The organism is Pontixanthobacter luteolus, from assembly GCF_009828095.1.
GTDB classification, from domain to species: domain Bacteria; phylum Pseudomonadota; class Alphaproteobacteria; order Sphingomonadales; family Sphingomonadaceae; genus Pontixanthobacter; species Pontixanthobacter luteolus.
The window spans coordinates 28,704-47,082 of sequence record NZ_WTYP01000001.1 but is presented as its reverse complement, the minus strand read 5'-3'; the positions used below and the strand labels follow the sequence as shown (position 1 = coordinate 47,082).

At 60.4% G+C, this 18,379-nt stretch carries 14 protein-coding genes and 1 riboswitch; of the genes, 1 reads left to right on the top strand and 13 read right to left on the bottom strand.

What is annotated here, in order from left to right; translation table 11 throughout:
- Positions 1-90: 90 nt before the first annotated feature.
- The 11 genes from GRI43_RS00160 to GRI43_RS00110 form a co-directional block, all read right to left on the bottom strand.
- Positions 91-804: a hypothetical protein gene (locus GRI43_RS00160; protein WP_160729115.1), complete on the bottom strand. Its 714-nt coding sequence runs from the start codon at positions 802-804 to the stop codon at positions 91-93.
- Entirely contained in the window at positions 791-2,851 is a 2,061-nt protein-coding gene (locus tag GRI43_RS00155; RefSeq protein WP_160729114.1) for an adenylate/guanylate cyclase domain-containing protein, read from the bottom strand. The genes GRI43_RS00160 and GRI43_RS00155 overlap by 14 nt, the downstream gene beginning before the upstream one ends.
- A 125-nt stretch (positions 2,852-2,976) precedes the next feature.
- On the bottom strand, positions 2,977-4,569 hold the full coding sequence (gene gcvPB, locus GRI43_RS00150) for an aminomethyl-transferring glycine dehydrogenase subunit GcvPB (RefSeq protein WP_160729113.1): 1,593 nt from the start codon (positions 4,567-4,569) through the stop codon (positions 2,977-2,979).
- Positions 4,566-5,927 carry an aminomethyl-transferring glycine dehydrogenase subunit GcvPA gene (gcvPA, locus tag GRI43_RS00145; protein ID WP_160729112.1) on the bottom strand — a complete coding sequence of 454 codons (1,362 nt, stop codon included), beginning with the start codon at positions 5,925-5,927 and terminating at the stop codon, positions 4,566-4,568. Before gcvPA ends, gcvPB begins: the two co-directional genes overlap by 4 nt.
- A 42-nt stretch (positions 5,928-5,969) precedes the next feature.
- Complete coding sequence (gene gcvH / locus GRI43_RS00140) at positions 5,970-6,341, bottom strand: glycine cleavage system protein GcvH (RefSeq protein ID WP_160729111.1); 372 nt, start codon at positions 6,339-6,341, stop codon at positions 5,970-5,972.
- Between the two features lie 4 nt (positions 6,342-6,345).
- Entirely contained in the window at positions 6,346-7,491 is a 1,146-nt protein-coding gene (gene gcvT / locus GRI43_RS00135; RefSeq protein WP_160729110.1) for a glycine cleavage system aminomethyltransferase GcvT, read from the bottom strand.
- 158 nt (positions 7,492-7,649) lie between these two features.
- Positions 7,650-7,758: riboswitch (glycine riboswitch) on the bottom strand.
- Between the two features lie 73 nt (positions 7,759-7,831).
- Complete coding sequence (locus tag GRI43_RS00130; protein ID WP_160729109.1) at positions 7,832-8,749, bottom strand: sulfite exporter TauE/SafE family protein; 918 nt, start codon at positions 8,747-8,749, stop codon at positions 7,832-7,834.
- A complete protein-coding gene (gene metH / locus GRI43_RS00125) occupies positions 8,749-11,376 on the bottom strand; it encodes a methionine synthase (RefSeq protein ID WP_160729108.1) in 2,628 nt (875 codons plus the stop codon). The genes GRI43_RS00130 and metH overlap by 1 nt, the downstream gene beginning before the upstream one ends.
- Entirely contained in the window at positions 11,376-12,422 is a 1,047-nt protein-coding gene (locus tag GRI43_RS00120) for a homocysteine S-methyltransferase family protein (RefSeq protein ID WP_160729107.1), read from the bottom strand. Before GRI43_RS00120 ends, metH begins: the two co-directional genes overlap by 1 nt.
- Complete coding sequence (gene metF, locus GRI43_RS00115) at positions 12,419-13,348, bottom strand: methylenetetrahydrofolate reductase [NAD(P)H] (protein ID WP_160729106.1); 930 nt, start codon at positions 13,346-13,348, stop codon at positions 12,419-12,421. Before metF ends, GRI43_RS00120 begins: the two co-directional genes overlap by 4 nt.
- Positions 13,345-14,331, bottom strand: a complete 987-nt coding sequence (locus GRI43_RS00110; protein WP_160729105.1) for an ArsR/SmtB family transcription factor — start codon at positions 14,329-14,331, stop codon at positions 13,345-13,347. Before GRI43_RS00110 ends, metF begins: the two co-directional genes overlap by 4 nt.
- Positions 14,332-14,438: 107 nt before the next feature.
- On the opposite strand from GRI43_RS00110, the gene GRI43_RS00105 reads away from it, so the two are divergent.
- Positions 14,439-15,458, top strand: coding sequence for an aldo/keto reductase (locus tag GRI43_RS00105; RefSeq protein WP_160729104.1), 1,020 nt, complete (start codon positions 14,439-14,441; stop codon positions 15,456-15,458).
- Positions 15,459-15,474: 16 nt separating this feature from the next.
- Here GRI43_RS00105 and GRI43_RS00100 read toward each other — a convergent pair whose 3' ends face one another.
- Both GRI43_RS00100 and GRI43_RS00095 read right to left on the bottom strand, forming a co-directional pair.
- Entirely contained in the window at positions 15,475-16,500 is a 1,026-nt protein-coding gene (locus tag GRI43_RS00100) for a LacI family DNA-binding transcriptional regulator (protein ID WP_160729103.1), read from the bottom strand.
- Positions 16,501-16,582: 82 nt separating this feature from the next.
- Entirely contained in the window at positions 16,583-18,088 is a 1,506-nt protein-coding gene (locus tag GRI43_RS00095; protein WP_160729102.1) for a tryptophan halogenase family protein, read from the bottom strand.
- Between the last annotated feature and the right edge of the window lie 291 nt (positions 18,089-18,379).

The window sequence follows — 18,379 nt, the reverse complement described above, 5'->3', positions numbered from 1 at the left end:
CTTGAGGGCATTCAAACCACGTATCGGAGGCAGCCTTGTGACTTGTCCGCCGATCTTGCGACCCGGTTTGGCACCAAGTTTATTACATCGTTACATCATCGTGTCAGCCAACAGGTCCAACTGGCCGCTGCATCCCTTTTCCAGCAGCAATTCTGCCAGGGCCTCAGGTGATTGCGGCATCTCGCCCATTTCAGCAAATGTCACCGTTGCAGGGTCGCCGCCGCCCGGACCGGTAATCTGGTAACTCGCCCCGTCAGCCAGCGGCATCCGGGCATTGTCCCAATCCGCAACCATCTGCTTTGGTTCGAAACTGACGTGCACATGCGCTGCCGAGCTGGAATTGGCCAGAACATAGGTCGCGCCCTGATCGAATCCGGGCCGCCATATCTGGACCGAGCCGAAATCAGGGACACACATGGTTCCCGACCGCGAAACATCGACCATCCAGATATTGGGGCGCGACATTGATGGCGCCCGCGTCGCACCTGTGCGCACCCGGGCCTTCGACCTTTGCCGGGTCAGCGCAGCAAACGTCGAACGTTTGCTGGACCCCCGCGCGGCAACGCGGTGGGTGCCCGGGCCGCGGATTACCCGCGTGCCGCCATCGGCCATGATGGTGATCGTATCACCTTCTCTGAGGGTCACGGTGCTGCTGTCCGGCAGTTTCTTGCCCACCGGATATGCGCTGGCAGACGGCCCGCTAGATTTGATCACCACGCCGGCATTGGCGGTGCCCGAAAGCCCCATGAATGCCGCCGAAGTAAGCAGCGCAGCTGAGATCGTTCGTGATTTAACCGAGAACATAAGCCCTCCCCTCGTTCAGATTATTCATTCTATGTAGCAGATTACGCAAGGCCGCGTCATCCGGGTGGTTCTGAAGCACTTCTTCTATCACCGCCGCAGCATCGGTATTGTTAGTTTCCGACAAAATTTCTGCCTGATGCAGTTTCTTCCGGTCTTCCTCGGGGAAATCGGGAGCCGGTTCCATGATGTCGACCGGCCTCGCCCGCCCGCGCAAAACCACCCGTCCCATGGGGCGCCACCAGTCGAGTCCGGACTTCTGTGCGAACTCACGGCTTGCCATGACGCTCGACCCCAGCGCCTTATTGGCTGCTTCGAGCCGGGCCGCTGTATTCATGCTATCGCCCAGCGCAGTATACTGGATACGCGTTTCGCCGCCGAAATTGCCGACAACCGCCTCTCCATAATGCAGGCCCACGCGCGTCTTGCCGATCTTGGGCAGGTTAGGGTCCATTGCCGCCACTTCCGCCCGGAACGCCTCCCCCGCTTGCCAGATTGCATACCCGGCCCTGGCCGCGCGTTCAGCATCGTCCGGACGCGCAATCGGCGCACCCCAGAACGCGACCACCGCATCGCCCACGAATTTATCAATCACGCCGCCATGATCGAGCACCACCTGGCTAAGCATTTCCAGATAACGGTTGAGCAGTTTGGCGACCATTTCCGGCGAGATCGCATGGCTCATCTTGGTGAACCCTTCGAGATCGCTGAACAGCACGAAGATCGACTTTTTCTCGCCGTGCAAGGCAAGCAGCTTGGGGTTGTCGATGATCTCTTTCGCCATTTCGCGCGGCAAGTATTTGCCCAGCGCGCCTTGCGCAAAATTGCGCTGGACTGCGCCGGCGGCACGCGCTGCGGAAGTTACGGCGGTGAATGCGATGATCCATCCGGCCAGCCAGCCGACCGCTGGCAGCCCGTAAGTATCGGCCCCTCGGAAGTGCATTACGAACGGGATTCCGAGCATGATCAGGAATTGCACCCCGAGCAAGGCGTAGATGCGCCAGCTGCCCCATTCCAGCAGCCCGGTCAGAACGGCGGTGCTGACGAACAGGATTGCGAAAGCCCACAGAGTTGCAGGCAATGGTTTGGGAAGCTTCGCCCCGTCGAGCATCTGCGCCATCATTTCCGCATGAACCTGCAAACCCGGCGGTTCAAAGCCGGTCGCTTCGGTCATGGTGGTTGCGACGCGGTCATAATCGACCAGATCGCCACCGATCAGAATGTATTTACCGGCAACCAATTCGTCGGCGAACTCGGCAGTTTCGGGGTCGGCAAAGAAATCGATCGGGAATTTCGGGAAGAGGTCCTCTCTCACTGCATTCTGCCCGCCGGAAACTTCATCGTTCTGCCCGCTGCGCAGGCCAAGACGGTACCGGATCGCGCCTTCATAGCCAGGCATCATCGCCGCCTGCTGCCCGGCGGAAGCCAGCATCGAGCGGGTCAGAGTGGGCGGCAGGCGTTCATCTGCAGTCGGCCAGAGGCGCGTAACCCCGAATTCATCGCTTAACTGGATGCTGGCCGGGCGGGCATTGCTGCCTTCCAATTGGGCCAGGAATTCTTCCAGATATTGCTGCTGATCGTAAACGATATCGCCTTCGTTCGCATCTTGCAGAACGTAGGCAACCGATACCGGGGTCTGCATCGCCCGCAGGGTTTCAATCAATTGCGCATCTTCATCCTGCGGCTGATCGAACAGGATATCGATCCCGATCGCCTTCGCACCCATGGCATCCAGATTTTGCAGTGTCTGGATCAGGATACCCCGGTCGAGAGGGGACCGCTTGCGGGCCTTGATCAGCGTCTGTTCGTCATAGACGACCATGATGATCCGGTCGTCCTGTTCCACCGCATTGCGCCCGGCGACTTCGTAGGCGCGCAAATCGTACATTCCGGTTTCTGCCTGCGCGATGATCGGCATCGACCAGCCAAACCGGGCGATGATCAGCGCGATCACGACGAGCAAAATCGTCAGCGCAAGTCGGCGCGGCCCCGCCTCGCGGACATTGCGCCAGCCGCGTACGATGAAACTTTCACTGCCGCTTTCGGACAAGAGTACCCCCCTCTGCCAGTCTGAACCTTACGCCGGACTGACAGAGTGGTAGCCTAAGCCAGAGCGATCCGCTTGTAAAAAAGCGGCAGGCGCGCGGTAGGAGCGCAGCCCGCCCTGCTCCTGTATTACTCTGCGTCCAACCCGGTGTAGCTGAGCAGCGGCTTGCGCGCGGCCATCGTTTCATCCAGCCTGCTGCGCGGCGCGTAATGCGGCGCGGTTTTCAGACTGTCATCGCCAGCTTTTGCCCGTTCCGCCACACTGCGAAATGCGGTGATGAACTGATCAATGGTAGCCTTGCTTTCAGTCTCGGTCGGTTCAACCAGCATCGCGCCGTGGACGACCAGCGGGAAATACATCGTCATCGGATGATACCCTTCGTCAATCAGCCCCTTCGCAAGGTCCAGCGTCGAAATACCCTCGGCAAAGCCCTTATCCCCGAACAGCGCCTCGTGCATGCACGGCCCGCTATGGGCATAGGGTGCGTGCAACACATCCTCCATCGCGCGCAGGATGTAATTGGCGTTAAGCACGGCATCTTCGGATACCTGCTTCAAACCGTCCGCGCCATGGCTGAGCATGTAAGTCAGAGCGCGCGTGTACATACCCATCTGGCCGTGGAACGCGGTCATCCGGCCAAAGTGCTGGAGGGGTCCGCCGAAATGTTCCTTGGCGAAAGATTCGGCATCTTCTTCCTCGACCAGATGCACAACGCCGTCTGCTGTGCGCGCTGTATAAGGCAGCGGGCCGAACGGGCTGAGCGCTTCGGACAGGACAACGGGGCCTGAACCCGGACCGCCACCGCCATGTGGGGTGGAGAATGTCTTGTGCAGATTGATATGCATCGCATCAACGCCGAGATCGCCCGGACGCACACGGCCAACAATCGCGTTGAAGTTCGCGCCATCGCAATAGACGAAACCGCCAGCCTCATGCACCGCATCCGAAATGGCGCGCATATCGGGCTCGAACAGGCCGCAGGTGTTGGGGTTGGTGATCATCACCGCTGCAACGTCGGGTCCCAACCGTGTTTTCAGCGCTTCCAGATCAACGCGGCCACCAGATGTGGCAGGGATGTTCTCTACGCGATAACCGGCAAAGGCAGCGGTGGCCGGATTGGTGCCATGCGCACTTTCCGGCACAAGAACGACTTCACGCGCATCGCCGCGGGCTTCCAGAGCGGCGCGAATGCAGAGAATACCGCACAGCTCGCCATGCGCGCCCGCCTTGGGGCTCATCGCCACGCCATGCATGCCGGTCAGCTTAATCAGCCAATGGGCCAGTTCATTGATCACGCCCAACGCTCCGCGCACCGTATCGACTGGTTGCAGGGGATGGACGTCAGCGAAACCCGGCATCCGGGCGACTTTTTCGTTGAGCCGCGGGTTGTGTTTCATGGTGCACGAACCGAGCGGGAAGAACCCTAGATCGATCCCGTAATTCTGGCGACTGAGGCGGGTGTAGTGACGCACCGCCTCCGGTTCAGACAGGCCGGGCAGGTCGATCGCGTCATCACGGATCATGCCCGCCAGCCGGTTACCTTCGCCAATAACCGCATCGGGCAGATCGACTCCGGTCGTGTCGGACGTGCCGATATCGAAGATCAGATCCTCCTCCAGCATCAGCGCATAATTGCCGGTGGTGGTGGCAGGGCCGCCATGTTTGGGCGCACCCTGTGCCGGTGAGGTTGGCTTCCATCCGCTCTTGTTCGGGGCGTTCATGACAGTTTCTCCTTCAGAGCGGAGCAGAGTGTTTCAATATCTTCCTCTGTCGTCGTTTCGGTCAGCGCGACCAGCAACCCGCCCGAAAATTCCTCGACGTCAGGATAGAGCCGGGCCAGCGAAACACCGGCCAGAATGTTCTGCTGCGACAGGTCGCGCACAATCTGCCGCGCATCGCCGTCCAGCAGGAGAGTGAACTCGTTGAAGAAGCTGTTGTTCAGCAATGTCACGCCCGGCACCGCAGACAGCTTGTCAGCGGCAATGCACGCCAGACGGTGATTTTCCGCCGCCAGCTGGCGCAGACCCTTCTCGCCGAGCAGGGTCATGTGGACACTGAACGCCAGGGCGCACAGGCCCGAATTGGTGCAGATGTTGGAAGTCGCCTTCTCGCGGCGAATATGCTGTTCGCGCGTCGACAGGGTCAGGACAAAGCCGCGCTTGCCATCTGCATCCACGGTTTCGCCGCACAGCCGGCCCGGCATCTGGCGGACATGTTTCTTGTCGCGCACTGCGAACAGGCCAAGATACGGCCCGCCGAATTGCAAACCGACACCGATCGACTGGCCTTCGCCAACGACGATATCCGCGCCAAGTTCGCCGGGTGACTTGATCGCGCCCAGCGCTACCGGTTCGGTGTTGACTGCAATCAACAGCGCGCCCTTGGCATGGGCTGCCTCGGCAATTTCCTCCAGATTGGGCAGACGGCCCAGGATATCGGGATACTGCACCACGACGCAGGACGTTTCATCGTCGATCCGGGAAATCAGCCCGTCATTGTCCGGCTCCGCCTGAATTGCAGGCTTCGCGTCCGCGATCACATCTTCGGTGAACTTGGCCATTGTCTTGACGACTTCGGCATAATGCGGGTGCAGCGCGCCCGACATTACCACCCGCTTGCGCCTGGTGACGCGCCCCGCCATCGCGACCGCTTCCCAGCACGCGGTCGAGCCGTCATACATCGAGGCATTGGCCACCGCGCAGCCATAAAGACGCGCAACCTGACTCTGGAACTCGAACAGCATCTGCAGCGTGCCTTGCGCGATTTCGGGCTGGTACGGTGTGTAAGCTGTCAGGAATTCGCCGCGCTGGATGATGTGATCGACGCTGGCCGGAACATGGTGTCGATATGCGCCCGCACCAAGGAAGAAGGCCGCATCTGCCGCCGCCAGATTCTGCTTCGACAGGCCGCGCATATGCTTTTCAACCGCCATTTCGCTGGCGTGCATCGGCAGGTCGCGAATAGGCCCGTCGAGCCGCGCCACTTCGGGTACATCGACGAACAGATCGTCGACCGAAGCGGCACCGATAGTTTCAAGCATTGCCGAACGGTCAGTGTCGGTCAGTGGCAGATAGCGCATTGCAAAATTCCTTCTTCCTCCGCGCCTGCGGAGGGTCGGTGCTTAAAGTCCGTCGACGAAAGCCTGATATGCCTTGGCATCCATCAGGCCTTCCAGCTCTGACTTGTCGCCAATCGTCATTTTGAAGAACCAGCCATCTTCTTCGGGCGAAGTGTTGACCAGCGCGGGATCTTCTTCCAGCGCCGGATTGCCTTCGACCACTTCGCCGGTGATCGGCGCGTACACATCGCTGGCAGCCTTCACCGACTCAACGACAGCCGCATCGCCGCCCTTGTCGACCATGGCACCCACTTCGGGCAGTTCCACGAATACGATATCGCCCAGCTGTTCCTGTGCGTAATCGGTAATGCCGACGGTGGCGGTATCGCCTTCTACGTCGATCCATTCATGCTCATCGGTGAAGTAACGGGCCATCGGTTCATTCTCCTCGGTAATAATTCTGCGGAACGAAGGGCATTGGCGTCACGGTGGCATCGAGACGCTTGCCGCGAACCTCCACCTGCAACGCGGTATCTTTGCCGGCATGTTCTTTCTGGACGTATGCCATCGCAATCGGGTGACCCAGCGTGGGCGAAAATCCGCCACTGGTCACGCGGCCAACCTCTGTATCGCCGACGAACACCAGCGAACCCTCGCGCGCGGGGAGCCGGCCATCGAGTTTCAGGCCGACCCGCTTGCTCTGCGTGCCGCCAGCCAGTTTCTCGGCAACCGGTCCATGACCCATCCAGCCGCCGCTTTCCCGGCGCGATTTGGTCAGCGCGAACAGCAGCCCCGCAGATACCGGATCGGTCACATCGTCCAGATCATGTCCGTATAGCGGCAGCCCGGCCTCAAGCCGCAGGCTGTCGCGCGCGCCTAGACCGGCCGGCTTAACCCGTTCGTCTGCCACGAGCGCATTGGCCAACGCTTCGGCATGGTCCGCAGGAATGGAGATTTCGAAGCCGTCTTCGCCGGTATAGCCTGCGCGGCTGACCCAAAGCGGAATGCCGTTCCATTCAAACATTCCGGCGGTCATGAACACCAGCTTCCCCGTGCCCGGGATCAATTCTTCCAGCACCGCGCCCGCCTTCGGCCCTTGCAGCGCCAGCAGGGCCTGATCCTGATAGTGGGTCAGCGTAATCTCGTCCGACAAATGTTCGCGGAGATGGGCGATGTCATCCCATTTGCACGCACCGTTGACGACCAGGGCATAGTGCGAACCGGCATTGGTCACGATCAGATCGTCCAGAATGCCGCCTTCTTCATTGATCAGCAGCGAATAGCGCATCCGCCCTTCGCCAAGGCTGGAAATATCGCCCGGCAGCAGCGCCTCGAGCGCGTGTGCGGCGGCGGTCATATCGCCGTCCGGACCTTCGACCGAGAGCTGGCCCATATGGCTTACGTCGAACAGGCTGGCCGAACCACGGGTCCACTCGTGTTCGGCCACGATGCCTTCATACTGGATCGGCATTTCGTAACCGGCAAACGGCACCATCCGGCCGCCCTGATTGCGGTGCCAGGCATCCAGCGGGAGCACCTGCTCTTCCGGCATGTCGTCTGGGTGGATTTCGGTATCTTCGCTCATCAAAAATTCCTGACACGAGTGCATACGCCTCAAAACAAGGCGTCGTTCCTGCACCCCCTCTGTCGGGAAGACCTGAGAGTTTTTACGCAGGCCAATAACCCGGCCCAACGCTTACCCCTTCGGTGGCCCCATTTGCATGAGACGCTTTCCAGAGTGTCTGCCACTACGCGGTCCCTGGTACCTGAGAGTTTCCGGGGCGGTTGCTCCTTCGGTGCCGACAGCCACGGAGCAAGTCCGATAGCCGGCGGTCTCTCCCGCGTAATGGCCGGGAATCGGTAGACGCCCGGCGACCGGTCGGCATTCGCTCAACCCCGTGCGTGCGTCAATCCCAAGATACGCTTCAGCGCCAATTGAGCCACAATAAATAGCACGCCGAAAGCAGTATCCACGCACCGCCCAGCGTTTTCAGTCGCCGCGCGCCCAGCCGGATGGCAATTGGCCGGGCCAGAAACCCGCCCAGCACCGCACCGGGTATGGCGAGCAGCGCGACCTCCCAGATCAGCGTGCCTTGATGAACATGCCACACGCTGCCGGCAATCATGCTGACCGACGAAATCACGCACGCTGTTCCGACGCACAGCAGCACCGGATAGTGCCGCAGGAACAGGTAGAACGCGACCAGTTCGCCAATTCCGACCGAAAACAGCGCAGTGATCGCGCCGCCGGGCACTGCAATTATCAGCAGCACCGCCAGATCGATCGGTGCCAACCTGCCGCGTTCGGGCAAATCGCGGTTGATCGTCCATGTGGCCGCAATCAGCGCCAGTCCCAGCACGATTGAAAAACCCTTATACCCCAGCAGCACCATTTGCGGATCGAACACGGCAAGCCGCTGCACCGCCAACATCGCGGGCAGCGACAGCGCCAGCACAAGCACCACCAGCAGCCAGTAATCGCGCGGGCGCACGGCGGCTTCGTGATGGACAGGCGCGGGCTGATGCAGCAGCCGGTCGGTCCATCGCAGCGCGCCCATTGTCATACCGAATGCCTGGATCATCATCGAAACACCGGTCACCCGCAGCGGATCGATTTGCATCACGCCGAGATCGCTCAGCGCGTTGAACACCGGCACGAACACCACGCCGCCGCCCGTTCCGGAAGTGTTGGCAATAATTGCGCCGATCACGCCGACGAACGGCAGGGCAAACAACACATCCGGCCATTCAGGGCCTGTGGGCACCGCCGCCCACAAAGCGGCATAGCAGGCCAGCAGAACCAGCCCGCCGATCCACACCAGCCGTCCGGCGGGAAGCGTCATCAGTCGAGATTGGGGCGTAGCCAGCGCTCTGCCGTCTGCAAATCCACACCGCGCCGCTGCGCATATTCCTCCAACTGGTCACGGCCAATCCGGGCAACGCCGAAATACTGGCTTTCCGGGTGGCCGAAATAGAACCCGCTGACGGCGGCTGTCGGCCACATGGCGAAACTCTCCGTCAGGGTCAGCCCCGCATTTTCCGGCGCATCAAGCAGGTCGAACAGGATCGGTTTCAGGCTGTGATCCGGGCATGCCGGATATCCGGGTGCCGGCCGGATGCCGCGATACTTTTCCTTGATCAGCGCCTCGTTGGTCAGCTGCTCGCCCGGCGCATAACCCCACAGATCGGTGCGGACATGCTGGTGCAGCCGTTCTGCGAATGCTTCTGCAAACCGGTCTGCGAGCGCTTTCAGCAGGATGTCCGAATAATCGTCATTGTCGGCCCTGAAACGGGCGAGATGGCTCTCGATCCCGTGGATGCCGACTGCGAAACCGCCGATCCAGTCGCCTGCCGGATCGATGAAATCGGCAAGACACATATTTGCCCGGTCACGGCTTTTCTTCACTTGCTGGCGCAGGAACGGCAGGACCACGTGTTCCTCACGGTTTACCCGGTGGATGGTCACATCGTCCCCGTCGCGCGCGCAGGGCCAGAAACCGCACACGCCCCTGGCCGTCAGCCATTTTTCGCTGATGATCTGTTCGAGCATCGCCTGCGCATCATCCCACAGCGAACGTGCGCTTTCGCCGACCACGTCATCCTGCAGGATCGCGGGATAGGTGCCGTGCAATTCCCACGCGCGGAAGAACGGGGTCCAGTCGATGCAGCCGCGCAAATCCTCGAGCGACCAGTCATCGAACACGTGAACTCCGGGCTGCAGCGGCGGAGCGGCCTTGTCGCTGAGATAGGCGTCGTAGTAATTCGCGCGCGCATCCTCGATGCTGAGCAGCTCACTCTGACCCTTGCCTGCACGCACATCGCGCACCCGTTCATATTCCGCAGCCGTTTCGGTTACGAAATCATCGCGCAGCGTGTCGGACAACAGCTTGCTGGCCACACCGACCGCGCGGCTGGCATCGAGCACGTGGATCACCGGACCGTCATACGCCTCATCAATCCGCAGCGCCGTGTGAACCTTGCTGGTGGTCGCGCCGCCGATCAGCAGCGGTATGTCCATTCCGGCGCGCTGCATTTCTTCCGCAACCGTCACCATTTCATCCAGCGACGGGGTGATCAGACCGGACAATCCGATCATGTCCGCACCTTCGGATTTCGCAGTCTCGATGATTTTCGACCACGGAACCATCACGCCAAGGTCGATCACTTCATAACCGTTGCATTGCAGAACGACGCCGACGATGTTCTTGCCGATATCGTGCACGTCGCCCTTGACGGTCGCCATTACGATCTTGCCCTTGGCTTTTGCGCCATCCGCCTTTTCCGCCTCGATATAGGGGATCAGGTGCGCCACCGCCTTTTTCATAACGCGGGCGGATTTAACAACCTGGGGCAAGAACATCTTGCCGCTGCCGAACAGGTCGCCGACCACGTTCATGCCGTCCATCAGCGGGCCTTCGATCACCTCGATCGGGCGCCCGCCAGCGGCCTGCGTCGCCGCACGCATTTCCTCTGTATCGGCTACGATATCGGCGTCGATGCCTTTGACCAGCGCGTGTTCCAGCCGCTTTGCGACCGGCCACCCGCGCCATTCGGCAGTCGCCTTTTCATCTTCCCTGGTCTTGCCCTTGTAGCTTTCCGCGAGGTTGATCAGCCGTTCTGTCGCGGTTTCCTCGCCCCCGGCATCGCGCATCAGGATCACGTCCTCGCACGCATCGCGCAGCACCGGATCGATCTGGTCGTAAACATCCAGCTGCCCCGCATTGACGATCGCCATGTCGAGGCCCGCCGGTATCGCATGATACAGAAAGACGGAGTGCATCGCGCGTCGAACAGTCTCGTTCCCGCGGAAACTGAACGACAGGTTGGACAGGCCGCCGCTGGTCTTGGCAAGCGGACAGGCGGCCTTGATTTCGCGCACCGCCTCTATGAAATCCAGCCCGTAACGGTCGTGTTCCTCAATCCCGGTGGCAACTGCGAAGACGTTCGGATCGAAGATAATGTCTTCTGCCGGGAAACCGATCCCGGTCAGCAAATCATAGGCGCGTTTGCAGATCTCGACCTTGCGCGCCTTGGTGTCAGCCTGACCCGCTTCATCGAAGGCCATCACCACCACGGCAGCGCCATAATCCATGCATTTGCGGGCTTGTTCGAGGAACTGGTCCTCCCCCTCTTTCATGGAGATCGAATTGACGATCGGCTTGCCCGAAACGCATTTCAGACCTGCCTCGATCACGTTCCATTTGGAACTGTCGATCATCACCGGAACGCGGGCAATATCGGGTTCCGCGGCGATCAGTTTCAGAAACGTCGTCATGGCATGGACAGCATCGAGCAGCCCTTCATCCATGTTGACGTCGATCACCTGCGCGCCGTTCTCCACCTGCTGGCGGGCAACTTCGACTGCGGCATCGTAATCGTCGGCCATGATCAGCTTCTTGAAACGGGCCGATCCGGTCACATTGGTGCGTTCGCCGATATTGACGAAGCGGGAGGTCGATTTTTCAGTCATCAGGCTGCAATCGTAAAGGGTTCAAGGCCGGCCAGTTGCATCTGCGAGTCGCGCCGGGGGATTCTTCGCGGGGAAAGACCCTGCACCGCCTTGGCTATTTCAGCGATGTGATCCGGGGTGGAGCCGCAGCATCCGCCCAGAATATTGGCCTGTCCATGCTCCGCCCATTCCTGCACCAGCGATGCCGTGGTGGCCGGGGCTTCATCATATTCGCCCAGTTCATTGGGCAGCCCGGCATTGGGATAGGCGAGGATGAGCGTATCAGCGATCTTGCTCAACATTTGAACATGCGGGCGTAGCTGTTCCGCGCCGAAGCTGCAGTTGAGACCAATCGTGACCGGGTTCGCATGGCGCACCGCATACCAAAATGCCTCCACCGTGTGACCCGACAGGTTCCGTCCGGAAAGATCGGTGAGCGTCATGGACAGCATGATCGGCACATCGCGGCCAAGTTCCCGCTCCAGCTGCTTGACCGCCATGATGCCGGCCTTGGCGTTCAGCGTGTCGAAGATTGTCTCGATCAGGATGAAATCCGCCCCGCCTTCCACCAAAGCGGCGGCCTGTTCGTGATACACCTCTGTCAGAAAGTCGAAATCGATCTCGCGGAAACCGGGGTCTTCGACATCCGGCGAAAGCGATAGCGTCTTGTTGGTCGGCCCGATCGCACCCGCTACGAAACGGGGTCTGCCATCACGCCGTGCATACTCATCGGCCAGTTCGCGCGCGATCTTGCCCGATGCCAGATTGATGTCCCGGACAAGATGCTCTGCCGCGTAATCGGCCTGGCTGATCCGGTTGGCTGAAAACGTGTTGGTGGAGACGACGTCGGCCCCGGAATCGAGATAGGCGCGGGTGATGTCGCCGATCACATCGGGGCGGGTCAGCGCGAGGATATCGTTATTGCCCTTCTGGTCGGCCTTCAGCCCCAGATCGCCAGCATAGTCGCTCTCTTCCAGCTTGCGGTTCTGAATCTGGGTTCCGAACGCACCGTCGAAAATCAGGATACGCTCTGCGGCCTGTGCCTTCAGGCTTTCACGCGGTGTCATCGGACATCCCCTTTCGGACGCATGCCGAGCATGTGGCAGATCGCATAGGCGAGGTCCGCACGGTTCAGCGTGTAGAAGTGAAAATTGCGTACGCCGCCAGCGTACAGCCTGCGGCACAGTTCCGCCGCGACGGTCGCCGCGACCAGTTGCCGGGCAGCAGGCCGTTCATCAAGCCCTTCGAACAGGCCGTCCATCCATTGGGGAATTTCGGCGCCGCACGCACCGGCGAACTTGCGCGCCTGGGCCACGTTGGTCACCGGCAATATGCCCGGCAAGATCGGCGCATCGATACCGTTTTTCGCCGCTTCGTCGCGAAACCGGAAGAACGTGTCGGCGGAGAAGAAGAACTGGCTGATGGCGCGGGTTGCGCCGGCATCCAACTTGCGCTTGAGGTTGTCGAGATCGGCCTGCGGACAGTCGGCATCGGGGTGGGTTTCTGGATAGGCAGCGACCGAGATTTCAAAGTCTGCAATACCCTTCAGTCCGGCCACCAGTTCGGCCGCGTTCCGGTATCCTTCCGGATGCGGTTCGAACGGCGCACCTGGCTCGCCCGCATCGCCGCGCAAGGCAACGATATGGCGAACGCCGGCTTCCCAATATTGTTCTGCAACCTCGCGAATTTCATCCTTGCTCGCGGCGACGCAGGTCAGGTGCGCTGCTGCCGGAAGGTGAGCCTCGCGGATGATCCGGGCAACGGTGTTATGCGTCCGCTCGCGGGTGGAGCCGCCAGCACCATAGGTTACGGAAACAAAGCTCGGTTCAAGCGGGGCAAGATCCTGCACCGCGTCCCACAGCTTGATCTCCATCTTTTCGGTCTTGGGCGGAAAGAATTCGAACGACGCCTCGATATCTCCCGGCAACCCTGAAAACAGAGGGGTGTCGGCAGCGGTCTGCGCCTCGTGGATTGGATCGAGCGTGTCGGTCATGAGGCAACCTTTTGCAGATCGGTAGAGGAAGGCCCGCCCTGGCGGGTACCGAGCCAGATCTTCACGGTAAGCTCGCCCTCGTCGAGGGAGATCGGCTTGGCCGGCGTAAAGCCTGCCTCTTTCAGCAATTCGCGAATGGCCTTGTCGGTGAAACCAAGCCGCGCATGGGCATGACGGTCACGCAATTCCTCGCGGTCATGCGCAGCGAAATCGACGATCGCGATGCGTCCGGCGGGGCGGGTAACACGCGCCGCTTCCGCCAATGCGGCAGCCGGATCCTGCGCGAAATGGAGCACCTGATGCAGCAGGATGGTATCGAAACGGTGCGCTGCAAACGGCAGAGATACAAAATCGCCCTGCACCAGTTCCACCGCGTCGGCGGGCAGGTTTTGCAGCTTCGCACGGGCAACGCGCAGCATGTCGAGGCTCTTGTCGAGCGCTACGATATGGTCCGCATTGGGTGCAAACAGTTCAGCCATGCGGCCGCTGCCGGTTCCGATATCCAGCAATTGGCCCAGCGAATGAGTGCCCAGCGCCTCGACCAGGCTATCCTCGACCAATTTGTCGGGGCTGTGCAATTGCCGCAATTCGTCCCAGTCATCAGCATGTTTGGCGAAATAGTTGGCAGCGTTCAATTCGCGTGCGCCGCGTATGCTGGAAAGCTGGCGCCTGTCATCCGCGCACACCGCAGCGAAATCCGGGTCTTCCCGCTCCGCCGTGGCCAGCAGGCGCGAAACCGCTTCCCCCACGGGATTGCCGCGTTCATTCCCGACCGCTGCGCGAAGGAACACCCAACTGCCTTCCCGGTGACGTTCCGCCAAGCCAGCATCGCACAGAATCGCAACGTGGCGTGAAACGCGCGGCTGACTCTGACCCAGGACCTGCGCCAGTTCACCGACTGCAAGCTCCATCGCGGATAGCAGCCGCATCACCCGTAGTCTGGTCGGATCGGCAAGCGCGCGCATGGTCGTTTCAATCTGCATGGATCAGGGCATATAAAGATATTGTTATATCCGCAAGTCCGATTCAATGCGCTTGGATGTCTGGTACCGCGTGCTAGGCTGTGCGAACAATCTAGAGAGAGACCACCATGAAATACGTCCAGTTCGGAAACACCGGCCTTACCGTTTCACGCCTGTGCCTCGGCTGCATGAGCTTTGGCGATGCAGCGGCCGAAGGGCATGACTGGGCGATGGATCTGGACAGTTCGCGCCCATTCATCCGGCAGGCGCTGGAAGCCGGGATCAATTTCTTCGACACCGCCAATGCCTATTCTGGCGGCACGTCGGAAGAATATGTCGGCAAACTGCTGAAGGAAATGGCCAACCGCGATGAAGTGGTTATCGCGACCAAGGGGTTCTTCCGCTGGCGTCAGGCACCCAACACTGGCGGCCTGTCTGCCAAGGCGCTGATGCATGCAGTGGATGACAGCCTGCGCCGGCTGGGGACCGACTACATCGATCTTTATCAGATCCACCGGCTGGACCCGAACACACCGATGGAAGAGATTGTCGATACGCTCGACGCAATCGTCCGTTCTGGCAAGGTCCGCTATGTCGGAGCGTCATCCATGTACGCCTGGCAGTTCCAGAAAATGCTGCACATTGCCGAGCAGGCGGGGCTGAAGCAGTTTGTATCGATGCAGAACTATGTAAACCTGATCTACCGCGAGGAGGAGCGCGAAATGCTGCCCCTGTGCGCCGATAGAGGAATTGCGGTGATGCCGTGGAGTCCGATGGCGCGCGGCAAGCTGACCCGGCCGTGGGACAGCACCACCAATCGCAGCGAAAGCGACCTGGTCGGCAAGGCGCTGTATGCGCGCACGCAGGAAAACGACCGCAAGGTTGTGGAGGCGGTGGAGGCTCTTGCGAAGGAACGCGGTCTGCCCATGGCCCAGATCGCGCTGGCATGGGTGCTGCACAAACCAGAGGTCACCAGCCCGATCATCGGCGCGACCAAGCCCAAACATATCGAGGATGCGGTCGCAGCCCTCGACGTTTCGTTGTCCAAAGACGAGATCAAGCGGCTCGAGGCGCCCTATGAACCGCACCCGGTGATGGGCATTTTCGGGATGCCGCAGGCGGAAATGAAGCTGACCGTTAAGGGCTGACGGCGAAAGGCCGAATTCAGCCGCGGCGAACGCTGCTGCGATGGACGAGACGCACCGGCACGCGGCGTTCGGCCGCCTGGTCTTCACCCAATGCGGTGCGCACCAGCATTGCACCGGCTACGTCGAAATCGGGTTCGATCGAGGTTAGCGGGGGGTTGCTGTGCTGACCGGCCCGGATGCCGTCGAAACCGATCAGCGAGCAGTCACCCGGAACCGAGATGCCTCGATCATTCAATTCATCCAGCGCGCCAAGCGCGATGGAATCGCAGGCGATGAACAACGCGTCGAATTCGGTATCGCTATCGGCCAGCAGCGAAGCAGCGCGGCGGCCCTGATCTTCGCGTTCCAGCGTGTCGTCGACCGACTGCAGGACCGGTTCAAGCCCGCTTTCCTTCATCGCGGCCAAGTAACCCTCGTGTCGCTCGCGGAATTGCTGCTGGGGCGAATCTATCGCCCCGATATGGACAATCTTGCGGCACCCGGCGTTGATCAATTCGCGTGTCGCAAGCATGCCGCCTTCGTAATTGTCCGACCGCACCCATTCGAGATCATCGAACGGAGAGCCCCAGAAAGCGACAGCCCGGCCATCACCGGCAAGATCGTGAAAATATTCCCAGGCCGCCTCGTTGATCGTCGTGCCGATCACGATAACCGCATCCGCCTGGCCGCGTTCTTCATACCGACCGAATATTTGCTCCGCCTCGGACTGAAACGAAACGAGTGTTTCATACCCCTGCGCTGCTGCTGCCGCGCACACACTGCCAAGCAGCGAGAAATAGAACGGGTTCACATCGCTTGCCGCTTCGTCGGGCCGACCAATGACCACCACCGCGATAGTGCCGGTTTTACCCCGGCGCAGCCGCGCAGCCCGTTCGTCAACCACATAGCCGAGTTCTTCGGCTGCTTGCATGACTTTCGCCCGCGTTGGTTCCGTTATCGCGCTGGAACCCGCAAGGGCGCGCGACACGGTCGACTGGCTCACACCGGCTTTCTCGGCAACGTCGAACGACGTCACGCGGTGACGGCTCGCGGTACGTGTCATGTTCTCTCCACACCCATTCGCCGCGGTCATTGCTCGGCGTTCAGGCGAATGCAAGCCCTCCCCCTGCTTTCTGCCGCAGTGATCAGGCGGGCGCGGGGCAGTAGCGTTGCAGGTATTCGCCGTGGCCAGGCATTTTCTGGACAAGGAATCTGATCGACTTTTCCATTTCATCGAGTTCCTTGCGCGTGTCGGCGACATCCAGAGTGTTGGCGATGGCATTGTTGCCGCCCATGCCGATGCGCTGTCCCATCATCACCGCAGCCCAGCTGGTTTCCGTGAACAGTTCGTCTTCCTCGCGGAATATCTGGCCATTCAGCCGGAACAACTCGACCTTTTCAGTAAGAGAGTCAGGCACGTCCATGGTGCGGCAATAATTCCAGAACTCGGTGTCGTCTCGTTCCGTCGCGTTGTAATGCAGGATCAGGAAGTCACGAATACGCGCATATTCCTTCGCAGTCAGACGGTTGAACGAATCTTCCTGTGTCTGGCTGATCCCGTCCAGCGAAAGCAGCGCCATCAGTTTGTTGATCCCGGTGTGGATCAGATGGATCGATGTCGACTCCAGCGGCTCCATAAATCCGGCCGAAAGGCCGAGTGCGACCACGTTCTTGTTCCAGAACTTCTTCCGGCGTCCGGTTACGAACCGCAGGAAATTGGGATCGGCGGCAGGCTTGCCCGCCAGATTGCCTACCAGAATATCAAGTGCCTGATCATCGCTCATATAATCGCTGCAATAGACATGCCCATTGCCGTTGCGGTGCTGCAGCGGAACCTGCCACTGCCAACCCGCATCATGCGCCGTTGCCTTCGTGAAAGGCGGCGGCGGCGCCCCGTCGTCACGGCCGCAAGGCAGCGCAACCGCCCGGTTGCAAGGCAGCCAGCGGGTCCATTCTTCGTACCCTGTTTCCAGCGCCTGCTCGATCAGCAATCCGCGGAAACCCGAACAGTCGATGAAGAGGTCGCCGGACACGTCTTCGCCGCTTTCCATAACGACAGAGGCGACATGGCCCGTTTCGCCGTCCAGCTTTACGTCGCCGATCCGGCCTTCCTTGCGGACCACGCCGCGCCCTTCCGAAACCCGCCGCAGCAGCGCGGCATAGCGCCCTGCATCAAGGTGATAGGCATAATTAATGGGCGGGACATCGTCGCGCTGGAAATCGGCACTGCGCGCGAACTTGCCGAAATAGGCAGCCATGGTTTCGACGTTGAAGACCTGGATAGGGCGCTTGTCGCCATCACCGCGAAACTTGTGCCACACCTGGTGAAAGGCGATGCCGCCCATTTGGTAACCATATGCACCGAACGGGTGGATGTAGCTGTCGCCCTTCCTGCCCCAGTTCTCGAACTGGATGCCGAGCTTGAACGACCCTTGCGATGCAGCAAGCAAATCCTGCTCGTCGACGCCGATCAACTGGTTGAATTCGACAAATGGCGGGATCGTGGCCTCGCCGACGCCTACTGTCCCGATGGCCTCGGATTCGATCAGGACGATATCCAGATCATGTCCGGTCTTGAGCCGCGAAAGCGCAGCAGCGGCCATCCAGCCTGCTGTTCCGCCGCCAACGATTACGATCCGTTTGATCGCCATTTCCAATCCCTCTCCCAATCGCCCTCAATGCCGGTCCGCTTCTGCGAATCGATGGCTCTATCCATGATCTAGCAGACGGCAAGATGACGGCCACCTCGCTGTTGCAATTGCACAACACCCGGAGCACTGAAATCCAAAGCGCCGTGTCTGGACAGGCTGCAAGTCCGCAGAAACGCTTGAGTGTTAGCATTCGAATGCCCGTTTGTGAACGTTCATTTTATCACTTGTGAACGCTCACATTTGAGCCTAGTCATACTGCCACAAGAGCGCATGAGTTGCGTCGCAATGACA

Excerpts from the sequence above, each read along its gene's own strand:
- GRI43_RS00160 (WP_160729115.1), bottom strand. The coding sequence starts at position 804 with ATGTTCTCGGTTAAATCACGAACGATCTCAGCTGCGCTGCTTACTTCG.
- gcvPB (WP_160729113.1), bottom strand. The coding sequence starts at position 4,569 with ATGAACGCCCCGAACAAGAGCGGATGGAAGCCAACCTCACCGGCACAG.
- gcvPA (WP_160729112.1), bottom strand. The coding sequence starts at position 5,927 with ATGCGCTATCTGCCACTGACCGACACTGACCGTTCGGCAATGCTTGAA.
- gcvH (WP_160729111.1), bottom strand. The coding sequence starts at position 6,341 with ATGGCCCGTTACTTCACCGATGAGCATGAATGGATCGACGTAGAAGGC.
- gcvT (WP_160729110.1), bottom strand. The coding sequence starts at position 7,491 with ATGAGCGAAGATACCGAAATCCACCCAGACGACATGCCGGAAGAGCAG.
- GRI43_RS00130 (WP_160729109.1), bottom strand. The coding sequence starts at position 8,749 with ATGACGCTTCCCGCCGGACGGCTGGTGTGGATCGGCGGGCTGGTTCTG.
- metH (WP_160729108.1), bottom strand. The coding sequence starts at position 11,376 with ATGACTGAAAAATCGACCTCCCGCTTCGTCAATATCGGCGAACGCACC.
- GRI43_RS00120 (WP_160729107.1), bottom strand. The coding sequence starts at position 12,422 with ATGACACCGCGTGAAAGCCTGAAGGCACAGGCCGCAGAGCGTATCCTG.
- metF (WP_160729106.1), bottom strand. The coding sequence starts at position 13,348 with ATGACCGACACGCTCGATCCAATCCACGAGGCGCAGACCGCTGCCGAC.
- GRI43_RS00110 (WP_160729105.1), bottom strand. The coding sequence starts at position 14,331 with ATGCAGATTGAAACGACCATGCGCGCGCTTGCCGATCCGACCAGACTA.
- GRI43_RS00105 (WP_160729104.1), top strand. The coding sequence starts at position 14,439 with ATGAAATACGTCCAGTTCGGAAACACCGGCCTTACCGTTTCACGCCTG.
- GRI43_RS00100 (WP_160729103.1), bottom strand. The coding sequence starts at position 16,500 with ATGACACGTACCGCGAGCCGTCACCGCGTGACGTCGTTCGACGTTGCC.
- GRI43_RS00095 (WP_160729102.1), bottom strand. The coding sequence starts at position 18,088 with ATGGCGATCAAACGGATCGTAATCGTTGGCGGCGGAACAGCAGGCTGG.